The organism is Amycolatopsis sp. PS_44_ISF1 (assembly GCF_032335455.1).
Classification (GTDB): Bacteria; Actinomycetota; Actinomycetes; order Mycobacteriales; family Pseudonocardiaceae; genus Amycolatopsis.
The window spans coordinates 1,201,997-1,213,025 of the sequence record NZ_JANUXO010000002.1 but is presented as its reverse complement, the minus strand read 5'-3'; the positions used below and the strand labels follow the sequence as shown (position 1 = coordinate 1,213,025).

At 74.9% G+C, this 11,029-nt stretch carries 7 protein-coding genes; 4 read left to right on the top strand and 3 right to left on the bottom strand.

Annotated features, from left to right (window positions below; all coding sequences use genetic code 11):
- Positions 1-29 precede the first annotated feature (29 nt).
- Positions 30-947 carry a transcriptional regulator gene (locus NYF13_RS19835; RefSeq protein WP_315658721.1) on the bottom strand — a complete coding sequence of 306 codons (918 nt, stop codon included), beginning with the start codon at positions 945-947 and terminating at the stop codon, positions 30-32.
- 70 nt (positions 948-1,017) lie between these two features.
- On the opposite strand from NYF13_RS19835, the gene NYF13_RS19830 reads away from it, so the two are divergent.
- The 4 genes from NYF13_RS19830 (at position 1,018) to NYF13_RS19815 (ending at position 6,723) form a co-directional block, all read left to right on the top strand.
- Positions 1,018-2,658: a gamma-glutamyltransferase gene (locus NYF13_RS19830; protein WP_315658720.1), complete on the top strand. Its 1,641-nt coding sequence runs from the start codon at positions 1,018-1,020 to the stop codon at positions 2,656-2,658.
- Positions 2,659-2,767: 109 nt separating this feature from the next.
- Positions 2,768-3,058 (top strand): hypothetical protein, encoded by a 291-nt coding sequence (locus NYF13_RS19825; RefSeq protein WP_315658718.1) that lies wholly within the window; start codon positions 2,768-2,770, stop codon positions 3,056-3,058.
- Positions 3,055-3,825 (top strand): hypothetical protein, encoded by a 771-nt coding sequence (locus NYF13_RS19820; protein WP_315658716.1) that lies wholly within the window; start codon positions 3,055-3,057, stop codon positions 3,823-3,825. The genes NYF13_RS19825 and NYF13_RS19820 overlap by 4 nt, the downstream gene beginning before the upstream one ends.
- Positions 3,826-4,389: 564 nt before the next feature.
- Entirely contained in the window at positions 4,390-6,723 is a 2,334-nt protein-coding gene (locus NYF13_RS19815) for a LuxR C-terminal-related transcriptional regulator (protein WP_315658715.1), read from the top strand.
- A 3-nt stretch (positions 6,724-6,726) separates the two neighbouring features.
- Here NYF13_RS19815 and NYF13_RS19810 read toward each other — a convergent pair whose 3' ends face one another.
- Together NYF13_RS19810 and NYF13_RS19805 are read right to left on the bottom strand one after the other, a co-directional pair.
- Positions 6,727-7,938 (bottom strand): LuxR C-terminal-related transcriptional regulator, encoded by a 1,212-nt coding sequence (locus NYF13_RS19810; protein ID WP_315658714.1) that lies wholly within the window; start codon positions 7,936-7,938, stop codon positions 6,727-6,729.
- 30 nt (positions 7,939-7,968) lie between these two features.
- On the bottom strand, positions 7,969-10,794 hold the full coding sequence (locus NYF13_RS19805) for an AAA family ATPase (protein WP_315658713.1): 2,826 nt from the start codon (positions 10,792-10,794) through the stop codon (positions 7,969-7,971).
- Positions 10,795-11,029 lie beyond the last annotated feature (235 nt).

Sequence of the window (11,029 nt, the reverse complement as noted above, 5' to 3'; positions counted from 1 at the left end):
GCCCTCGCGCAGTCGCGGGCGCCACGCCCTCAGTCCGCCGCCCCGGGCAGCCGCTCGCGGGTCTGTTCCGAAAGCCGGGCGAGGGCCGGTACCGCGACCTCGGCTTCGGCCCCGACGACCACGACCGACACCAGGTAGCGTCCGGAGGAGAACCAGGCGACGCCGCGCGGGGCCGGGTCCTCACCGAGGGTGGGCAGGAAGTACGCGCGGGCGTCCGGTATCGAGGGCAGCTCGGCCGTCGACGGGCTCATGGCCGCGAGGATTCCCGCGCAGTTCTCCGCGCCGCCCAGCTCCAGGACCATCGCGTGCGCTTGCAGGCCGGCCTCGGGCTCCTCGCGGTCGACCTGCCACACGCCGAGCCAGCCGCCCCGCAGGCCGTGGCTGCGCAGCATCATCCGCTGCGCCTGCTGCTCCTGGCCGAATTCGGCGCAGAAGTCCGGGAAATCGTAGTTGGCGGAGATCGGCCCGGTGCCGAGCGGCCGGGCCGGCCGTCCCTCGACGATCACCGGGGTGCGGGGCACCAGGCCCGAGCGGTCGGTGCGCTCCCCGGGAGCGTCGCGGTCGAAGCCCGGGTCCTCACTGGCGAGCAGGGCCGCGAAGACGATGGCCATCGCGCCGGTGTCGTCCTCGCCGTCGCTCTTGTGCGGCGCCGCGGCGAGCAGCTTGGACAGCAGCTCCTGTTCTTCCCGGAACGCGGCCAGCCCGGTTTCGGTCATCCGGACCCAGGTCCGGGGCCGGCGGTTCTCGAACACCTTCTCGGTGGCGATGTAGCCGTGCTCCTCCAGCACGCCCAGGTGCCGGCCCAGCCCGCCGTCGCTCTGCCCGAGCGCGGCTTTGAGCTGGGAGAACGTGGACGGGCCCTGCCGGTCGAGGACGGCGAGGACGCCGAGGCGCACCCGCTGGTGGACCACCTCGCGCAGTCCCGACCCCAGTTCGCGCTCGATCATGCCCACTCCGGATGTCGTGTACTCTCGAAACGAGAGTACACCTGGAACGAGAGAGAAGCAGGGGGGACCTGTGCCGACACCCCGTGATGCGCCGTCCACCGCCACCCGGCCCGATCCGCTCGACCCCGCCGGATGGGACCGCGCCGAGGTCGGGGCGGCGCTGGACGGGCGCGGCGCCGGGCCGGACCCGCGTCCGGCGAGCGCGAGCGGGACCTCGGCCGTGCTGGTCGGCTCGACCGGCCCGTTCGCCACGCTCGCGGGGCGGCACGCCCTCGAAGCCGGGGGCAGCGCCACCGACGCGGTGCTGGCCACCGCGTTCACCCAGATCGCGCTGTCGCTGGGTTCGTGGGTCAGCTACGCCGGGCTGCTCGGGCTGGTGCACCACGAGGCGGCCACCGGCGCCACGACCACCGTCTCGGCCGGTTTCGGCCCGTTCGCGCGGGAGACCGGCCCGCTCGACATCCCGGCGCCGCCCCGGCCGAGCGGCCGGACCGCGCTGGTCCCCGGCTTCGTGGCCGGCGCGCACGCCGCGCACGCCCGTTCGGGCCGGCTGCCCTGGGACCGGCTCTGGTCCCCGGCGCGGTACCTGATCGAGCGCGGCATCCCGGTGCACGCCCACCTCGAACGCCTGCTGGCCACCCGCGCCGGCGTGCTGACCCGGACCGAGGAGGGCCGCGCCGCCTTCGCGCCGGACGGGCGGGTTCCCCGTGCGGGCGAACGCCTGTTCCAGCCGCGCCTGGCCGAAACCGTGACGGCGCTGGCCGAACACGGCCCGGACTGGATGTACCGGGGCCCGTGGGCGGAGCACTTCGTCGCGGCCGTGCGCCGCGACGGCGGGAAGGTGACGCTCGAGGACCTCGCGAACTACCGCGCGCGGTCGGCCGAACCGGCGTGGGGCGCCTTCGCCGGTCACGAAATCGCCGTCCTGCCCGCCCCGGACCACGGCGGGATCGAACTGCTCGCCGCGCTCGGCCGTCTCGAAGCCGCGGGCGTCGGTGAGCCTTCGCAGGACCCGGGCGCCCTGGCCGGATTCCTGTCCGCCCTGGACGGCAGGCCGTCGGGCAGCCATTCGGACTACGTGCTCGCGGTCGACCACGAGGGCAACGTCGCGAGCCTGTGCCACAGCATCAACACCGCGATGTGGGGCACCACCGGCATCGTGGTGGACGGCATCCCGATCCCGGACGCCGCCGCGTTCCAGCAGCCGGCGCTCGCGGGCACGCCACCGGGCGAGCACCTGCCGATGCCCGTGGAACCGGCTCTCGCGCTGCGCGCCGGCCGTCCGGTTCTCGCCTGCAGCAGCATCGGCGTCGGGCTGCACCCGGCGACCGTGCTCGGCCTGCACCGCGTCCTGGCCCTCGGCCGCCCGGTCGCCGTCGCCGTCGCCGCGCCGCTGGTCCACGGACCCGACATCATCGCCGGGGATTCGGTGACCTCGGTGGTGGGCGAACTGCGTTCCGGCACCCCCGCCCACGTGGTCGAGGACCGCTTCCCGGACCGGTGGGTGGCCGCCGCGCGGGCAGCCGGACACGCGGTGACCACCCGATCGGCGGCCGATCCGGTGCTGCCGCGGGGTTTCTGGGCCGCGGTGACGATCGACCCGGAGACCGGCGCCCGCACCGGGGCGAGGACTCCGTACGGGCAGGGACCCGTGCGGTTCGCGGCGCTCCCCCCGGCCACGGATGCCGCGCCGGGCGGCTCGCGGACGTGACGGCTCGGGCCGATCGGCCTGCCCGCCGGACTGCCTCGGAGGGCACCCGCGCGGGCGGGCGGCGCCGGTAGCGTTCCGGCCGGGCAGTTCACGTTCACCGGGAGTCGGCATGGCAGCTTCGTCGGACGAACTCAGGAGCCAGGTGGTCGCTTTCCTGGTCGGGAAGATGAAGGCCGGTGCGCCGGCGGACCGGAAGGCCGGGCCCGGGGGACTGGCGTGGCTGCGGGACAAGAGCCCGGCGATGGGGAAGATCCTCGCGCAGTGCCGGACCGAAGCCGGTGTGCGCCAGTTCGTCCTCGAAGGGCTCGGGCCGGACCTGGACGAGCTCAGGCGGGAGGTCGACCAGCTCCGGAACCGCTTCCCCGCGGAGCGGGAACCCGGTGAAGGGACCGGGAAATGACGGATCCGAGCTCCCGCTCGTCGAATGCGGAACCGTCCGGGGAGGAGTTCACCGAACCGCCGCCCCCGCCTCAGCCGGGCAATGCCGACCTCATCCGCGAAATCCGGCGGGAGAGCGACATCGGCACGGCCAAGCGCCGGCTGGACGAAAACGAGCGCCGGGTGCAGAAGAAGGAGAAAGAGCGCCGGGAGGCCCGGGAAAAACTCGAAGGCATGGGTCTCGACGCGCGGGGCCGGATCCCGGGGCCACCGGTCGCGGGGGACGTCGAAGCACAGGCCGCCCCGGGCACCGACCCCTGGGTCGTCTACCTCTGGCAGTACGCCACCCCCGCGGAAACCGAGGCGCTGGTCAACGCCGCGTGGGCGGCCGGTCTCGGCGTCGTCTCGGCCGCGGCGGTCCTGAGCACGCAGGTGGCCGCGGCCGTGGCCGCGCAGTCGAACGAAGACGCGGCCGAAGCGCGGATCCGGATCGGGGAATCGCCCGGCGCGAACTCCACCGGCGACACCCTGGCGATGAACCGGGAACTCGGCGACGCGGCCGCGCAGGGCCTCACCGGCGCGATGTTCGCGCCGTTCGCGTCGGTGGTGGTCGCGGTCGGGACCCTGGGCACCGCCCTGATCAAGTACTACAGCACGCGCAAGGCGATCCTGGCCCGGATCAGGGAACTGGCCCGCAAGTACGAGGAGGCCTCGGCCGAACTGGACCAGCTCACCGCGAACGTCGAAGCCCTGAACCAGGAATTGGCCGAGCTGAACCTCGGCCGCTGACCGGGGCTGCTGATCGGGCGCCGTTGATCTGGGGCCGCTGGAACCTCGGCCGCTGAACGTCAGCCGCTGGAGCCCGGCCGCTGGAACCCGGCCGCGGGACCTTGGCCGCTGAATGTCAGCCGGTGGAACTCGGCCGGGCAACCTGGGCCGCTGAATGTCGGCCGGTGGAACGCGGCCGGGCAACCTGGGCCGCTGAATGTCGGCCGGTGGAACTCGGCCGGGCAACCTGGGCCGCTGAATGTCAGCCGCTGGAACGCGGCCGCGCGGCCTTGGCCGTTGAACGTCAGCCGCTGGAGCCCGGCCGCGCAAACTCCGGTACCGGTCGGTCCGGTCCCGGTCGATCGGCGGGCCCCATTGCCGCGGGGTGCGGCCGTTCGGGTCTGCGATAGATACGGCAATGATACCAGCGGATACCTCGGATGGTCGTAGAGTTCCGGGGCTGAGGTCACTGGTGACCCGGCCGCGGGGGTGCCGGCGGCCGGGCGAGGGGGCGCGGAGGATGTCCGGTGTGGTGAGGGCGCGGGGCGCCGTGGTGGCGGCCGCGAGCACCGGGGTCCCGCGGCCGTGACGGCCACCGCGCCGGACCCGGCGACGACCGGCCCGCCGTACCCGTCCTCGGCCGGGCGTGACCTCGTCGCGGCCGGGAGCCTTCCTGCCGAGCTGACCAGCTTCGTCGGCCGCCGGCGTGAGCTCGCCGCGGTGCGCCGGTCGCTCGGCGGGGCCAGGTTGCTGACGCTGACCGGGCTGGGCGGCGTGGGCAAGACCCGGCTGGCCCTGCGCGCGGCCGCCGGGATGCGCCGCGCGTTCCCCGACGGGGTCTGGCTGGTCGAACTCGGTGAGGTGCGCGACACCGGTGGTGTCGCCGCGGAAGTCGCTTCGGCGCTGGGGCTGGCCGACGACCGGGACCTGGTGGGGTTCCTGTCCGGGCGGCGCCTGATGCTGGTGCTCGACACCTGTGAGCACCTGCTCGGCTCGTGTGCCGAACTGGCCGGGGAACTGCTTTCGGCCTCCGCGGGCCTGCGGCTGCTCGTGACCAGCCGGCAGCCACTGGGCCGGCTGGGAGAGCGCGTGCTGCGGGTGGACCCGCTGGCCGTGCCCGATCCCGGCCCGCTCGAACCGCGGATGCTGGGCCACTACGACGCCGTGACGCTGTTCCTGCACCGGGCCCGGGCGGTCGACCGCGAATTCACCGTCACCGACGCCAACTGCGCGGAAGTGGTGCGGCTGTGCCGGGCCCTGGACGGGATCCCGCTGGCCCTCGAACTCGCCGCCGCGCGGCTGCGGACCCTGACCCTCACGCAGGTGGGCGAGGCGCTGGCCGACGCCTGCGGCCTGCTCACCACCGGCAACCGCGCGGGCCCGCGGCGGCAGCGGAGCCTGCGGGCGTCGATCGGCTGGAGCCATCGGCTGTGCACCCCGGCCGAACGGGCGGTGTGGTCGCGGCTTTCGGTCTTCGCGGGCGGGTTCGACCTGGCCGCGGCCGAGTCGGTGGCCGGGGCCGGGCCGGGCGAGGTGCTGTCCGGGCTGGTCGAGAAGTCGATCGTCGAACGCGCCGAAGTGGACGGCCGGACCCGGTACCGGATGGTGGAGGTGATCCGCCAGTACGGCCGGGACCGCCTGGCCGGCTCCGGGGAGCAGGGGGCCACGGCGGTGCGCCACCGCGACTGGTTCATGCGGCTGGTGCGGCAGGCCGAGGCGGACTGGCTGGGCCCGGACCAGCTCACCTGGTACCGGCGAATCCGGGCGGAGGGGCCGAATCTGCGCCAGGCCCTGGACTTCTGCCTGTCCACTGCGGACGGTGGCCCGGAAGCGCTGGAGCTCGCGACCGCCCTGTGCGGCCACCGCCGGGCCCTGGGCTCGCTGGCCGAGGGGCGGCGGTGGCTGGAACGGGCGATCGACCAGGCGGCCGGACCGGCTCCGGTGCGCGCGAAAGCGTTGTGGACCACCGCCTGGCTCGCCCTGATGCAGGGGGACGGAGCCGCCGCGCGCGCCCTGCTGGCGGAGTGCCGGGAGATCGCCGAGCGCACCCAGGACGCTTCGGTGCGAGCGCACGAAACCCAGTTCTCCGCGCTGGCCGACCTGTTCGACGGAGAGTTCGCCCTGGCCGTGACCCGGTTCGGCGAAGCGATCAAGCGGCACCGCGAGGCCGGTGATCAGGCCGGCGTGCGGTTATCGAGGTTCCAGCTCGTCATGTCGCGGTGCTTCGCCGGGGACCCGTCCGCGGCCGCTTCGGTCAAGCGGGCCAGGAAGTTCCTCCGCCCGGACACCGAGCCGGCCGCGCACGGATACCTGTCGTGGTACGACGCGGTCGAACGTTCGGTCCGGCGCGACCGCGGCGACGCCGCCGCACCGGCGAAGCGGGCGTTGCAGATCGGCGCGGAGATCAAGGATCACTGGCTCGTCGCGCTGGCGCTGGAAACCCTGGCCTGGGCCGTGGCCGACGCCGGTGAGCACCTGCGCGCCGCGCACTTGTTCGGTGCGGCGGAGGCGGCGCGGACCGCCCTCGGCTGCCGGCTTTCCGGGCTGGCCCACCTGCTCGCGCACCACGACCGCTGCGCGGGGGCGGCCCGTTCGGCCCTGGGCGAGGAGAAGTTCGCCGCCGCTTACCGGTCCGGCACCCGGATGCGGGAGCAGGAGGCTGTCGCCTACGCCGCCGCACCACGCAAACCCGGTGCGGCGCGGGGAAAGCCGTCCATCCGGTCGCCGCTGACCGTACGGGAGCGGGAGATCGCGGACCTGGTCGCGCGGGGCCTGAGCAACCAGGAGATCGCCGGATCGCTGGTGATCGCCCGCCGGACGGCCGAGACCCACGTCGGGCACATCCTCGCGAAGCTCGGCTTCACCTCCCGCGCGCAGATCGCCGCCTGGGTCGCGGAACGTCCGCAGCCGGTGCGGTGAGGTTCACCGGCCCGCCACCCAGGCCGAGATCTGGGCGCGGCGGCCGAAGCCCAGTTTCGCCATGATCCGCGCGACGTGCGATTCCGCGGTCCGCTGGGAGATGCCGAGCGCGTCGCCGATGGCCCGGTTGGTGAACCCGGCCCGAACCAGCTCCGCGACCGCCTGCTCGCGGCGGGTCAGCTCCGGAGCGGGTGCGTGCGAGCCGTTCCGGACCGCGTGGCTCGGGGCGGTCACCAGGACCGGCGGCCGTGGACCGGCCGCGCTGGTTCCCTTTTCCCGCAGGCGATCGGCGCCGTAACGGCGGACGGTGTGCAGCAGCCGGTAGCAGGTCGAGCCCCCCTCGTCGATCCGGCTGACCACGGATTGGTCGATCAGCCCGGCGAGCCGGATGAGCACGTCCGCGGCGGCCGGCCGATCGCCGCCGGAACCGGCTCGCACGGCCGAGGCGAGGTCGAACGGACCGGGGAACACCGACAGCCGGGCCCAGAGGTCACGCTCCCCGGGGGTGCACAGCGCGTAGGCCGCCGCGGCGAGGTGGCCCAGCGAACGGTGCCGCGGCGGGATGGTCGGGCTGCCCAGGCCCAGCAGCCGCTCGTCCAGGTCCGCCGCCAGCTCGGCCGCGGTCCGGGTGCGCAGGCCGATCGCGGCGAGCTCGATCGCCAGGGGCACGCCGTCGAGCCGGGCGCAGAGCCGCGCCAGGTCCGGTCCGGACGGGACGGGGGACCCGGGCCGGGCCGATCGCGCGCGGTCGGCGAACAACGCGGCCGCGTCGCCGGGGCCGAGCGGGCGCACCTCCAGCAGGTTCTCCCCGAGCACGCCCAGTGGCCGGCGGCTGGTGGCCAGCACCCGGAGCCCGCAGGTACGGCGCAGCAGACCGGTCGCGAACCGGCCGCACTCCGCGGCCAGGTGCTCGCAGTTGTCCAGCAGCAGCAACGATTTCGGCTGGTCGAGAGAGGTCGCGAGCGTGAGCGGGCCGACCGCCGGGCCGGTGATGACGGCTTCCGCCACCGCCTCGGCGACCGCGTCGCGCGTCGCCAGGTCGACCAGCCACACGCCGCCCGGGAAATCGCGGGCCAGCGAGGCGCCCAGCACGGTGGCGAGGCGGGTCTTGCCGCCGCCACCGGTTCCGACGAGCGTGACGAGCCGTTCGTCGCGCAGGATCAGGCGCGCTTCGCGCAGCTCCCGATCGCGTCCGACGAAACTGGTCGTCGTCACCGGCAGGTTCCCGGTCCGGCGCGCCACGGGCTACGGCCGCGCGGCCGGCAGCACGGACGCCAGCCGGTCGCGGTTGTGGATGCCGAGCTTGCGGTAGGCGCTGGTGAGGTGGACCTCCACCGTCTTGACGGTGATGAACAGGTCTTCGGCGATCCGCCGGTTGGTGCGGCCCGCGATGGCCAGCTCGGCGACCCGGCGCTCGCTCGGCGTCAGCGCGGCCGGCCCGGTGGCGCCGGTCCGCCGGGGCCGCACCCCCGCGGCCCGCAGCTCGGCGCGGACCCGTTCCCGCAACGGCACGGCGCCGGCGGCGGTCGCGATGTCGAGCGCGCGCTGCAGCGGATCCCGCGCGTCGGCGGCACGTCCGGTCCGGCGCAGGGCCGAGCCGTAGTCGAGCAGGGCGCGGGCGTACTCCAGGCGGGCCGGTGAGCGTTCGAGCACTTCGACCGCCTCGCGGGCGTGCTCGATCCCTTCGCGCGGGCCCAGTACCAGGCCCTGGACCCGCAGCGCGCACCCGAGCGCCCGGGGCGCGCCCCAGTGCCGGGCGTTGCGCAGCTCTTCGTCGGCCAGCTTCACCTGCTCGTCCAGGCCGAGCAGGTGGGCGCAGGTCGCGGCTTCGAGCCGCCAGGGGCTCAGCGAGGCCACTTCGTGCGCGTCGTGCATGGCCAGCCGCTGGCCGCTGGCCAGCGCGGTCTGCCGCGCCTGCTCCACCTTTCCCCGCTGCCGCAGCAGTTTCGCGCGTGAGTCCAGGTACCAGAACAGCGGGCCGAAGAACGGCGCGGGATCGGGGACGCCGAGCGCGTCGAGCGTGGCCTCGGCCTCGTCCAGCCGGCCCTGCTCGACCAGCACGTCGGCCAGGAAGCAGTGCCCCAGCAGCGCGGCCAGCTCCATCCGGGCGGAGTCGGCGCTGCGGAGCCCGGCCCGGATGTCGGCCTCGGCTTCGGCCAGCTGGCCCCGTTGCAGCCAGGCCAGCCCGCGCAGGACGTGCGCGGTGGCGAGGCCGTTGACGCTGCCGTGCCGGTGGGCCCGGGCGATGGCGGCGTCGATGCTCGAGATCGCCTCGTCACGGTCGGCGTGGATCAGCACGATCCAGCCGACCTGCGCGGCGATGGTCTCGGGGTAGACCTGGTCGAGCACGCCCGCACCGCGCAGGCCGTCGAGGGCGAGGCCGACGGCTTCCGGGTCGCCGTGCAGGGCGCGGTGCGCGGCGAGCAGGCAGTCCAGCGCGCCGCCGCTGCGGCCCCGCGGACCGGCGGCGCGTCTTCGCCCGGCCAGGTCCGGCCGGCCCGGGTGCAGGATCGGGATCAGCAGCAGGTTCGCCTCCAGCCGGCCGCGCAGGCCGGCCTCGGCCGGGGCCAGTTCCGCCAGCGCGCTCAGGCAGACGCGTTCGGCCTCCTCGAACCCGAGCAGGTAGATCAGCGCCGTGCTCAGGAGCACCGCGATGCGGGCCCGGCGCCGGGGCGAGGTGGCGAGCGCGAGCGCCGCGCGCAGGTCGTCGGCGGCGAGCCGGGTGTCCACCAGGGTCATGGTCCGGCCCAGCTCCCACTGCACCTCCGCGTGCACCTCGGCGGGCGGCGGCTCGGCCAGGCACCGGCGCAGGTAGGTGGCGGCGCTGTCGGGGGAACCGTGCGCGAAGGCCTCGGCCGCGGCCTGCCGGAGCACGGTCACCACCTGGCCGTCCTGGGCCGGGGGCAGCCGGAGCACGTGGGTCGCCACCCGCTCGGCCCGGTGGCGGGCCGCGGTCAGCAGCGCGGCGGCCCGGCGGTGCGCCTCGACCCGGGCGGCCGGGTCGATCCCCTCGTACACCGTGGCCCGGACCAGGGGGTGGCAGAACTGCAGCCGCTGGACCCCGTCCGGCAGCCCGCCGGCCGGGACCGGGTGGAAGAGCTCGGCCTGCTCGAGGCTGCGGGCGGCGCGCAGGGCCGCCTCGGTGGGGATCCGGGCCAGCGCCGCGGCGGTCTGGAGGGCGGTGCCGTCGCCGAGGACGGACACGGCCTCGGCGAGCACCGTGCACTCGCCGGGCAGGCGGCGCAGCCACAGCGCGATGCGCTGGGCCACCGCGCGCGGTCCGAGCACGTCGACCCGGGCGACGCTGTCGGCGGCCGGGACCATGCCCTCGGCCTTGAAGGTCGCCGCGAGATCGCGCAGCAGCAGCGGGTTTCCCCGGGTGGCGGTGTGGCAGGCCCGCAGGAACGCGTCCTCGGCGTCGCCGTCCAGCACGCTGCGCACCAGCCGCCTGCTCGCCGCCTCGGACAGCGGCGCCGGGCGCAGCACCGTGCTTTCCGCGTCGGTGACGATCTGCCCCAGCAGGTGGTGCGGTTCGACCGGCCGGTGGGCGATCAGCACCGCGACGGGCACCGAGCTGAGCCGGGGCAGCACATAGGCGAGGAAACGCAGAGAGGCGGTATCGGCCCAGTGCAGGTCGTCCATGATCAGGGCGATCGGGCCGCGTTCGCACAGATTCGCGGTCAGCCAGAAGAGCCCGTGGAGAATGGCGAAGTCGCCGGACGCCGTTCCCGCGGAACCGGTGTCCGAAAGCACCGCCGCGGCGGCGTAACCGGCGGCCCCGTCGAGGCAGCGGTCGCGTTCGGCCCGGGGCATCCGGATCAGGTGCGGTTCGAAGATCTGCCGGACCAGCCCGAAGGCGATGTCGCCTTCGAGCTCCGAGCAGCGCGCGGAGAAAACCCCGAAACCCCGCTGCGCCGCGGTACTCCCGGCCGCGGCCAGCAGCCGCGACTTGCCGATCCCGGCGGCGCCGGTGATCGCGACGAGGCGGCCCGCACCCCCGGCCGCCGAGTCGAGGGCCGCCGTCAGCACCGCCAGTGGTGCGCTTCTTTCGAGCAACGGGGGCTCAGGCATGGGTAGGAGGGTACCGGCCCCCGGCCGGTCCGAGACCACGATTCCGACCACGCAAAGTCACCGCGGAAACCGGGTGCGACGGTGTGTCAAGAGGCCGAACAGGCGTCGGCCGCGCCATTGTTCTCCCCGGTTTCCGGCGCAATTCCCGGTGACCGGATCGTTGCCCGGAAAAATAACCACGCCGGTCGGGGCCCGGACCCCGGCCCACCCCAATACCGGGCGGCACCCCTTAGAC

Coding starts and splice junctions, on each gene's coding strand:
- NYF13_RS19825 (WP_315658718.1), top strand. CDS start 2,768: ATGGCAGCTTCGTCGGACGAACTCAGGAGCCAGGTGGTCGCTTTCCTG.
- NYF13_RS19835 (WP_315658721.1), bottom strand. CDS start 947: ATGATCGAGCGCGAACTGGGGTCGGGACTGCGCGAGGTGGTCCACCAG.
- NYF13_RS19820 (WP_315658716.1), top strand. CDS start 3,055: ATGACGGATCCGAGCTCCCGCTCGTCGAATGCGGAACCGTCCGGGGAG.
- NYF13_RS19805 (WP_315658713.1), bottom strand. CDS start 10,794: ATGCCTGAGCCCCCGTTGCTCGAAAGAAGCGCACCACTGGCGGTGCTG.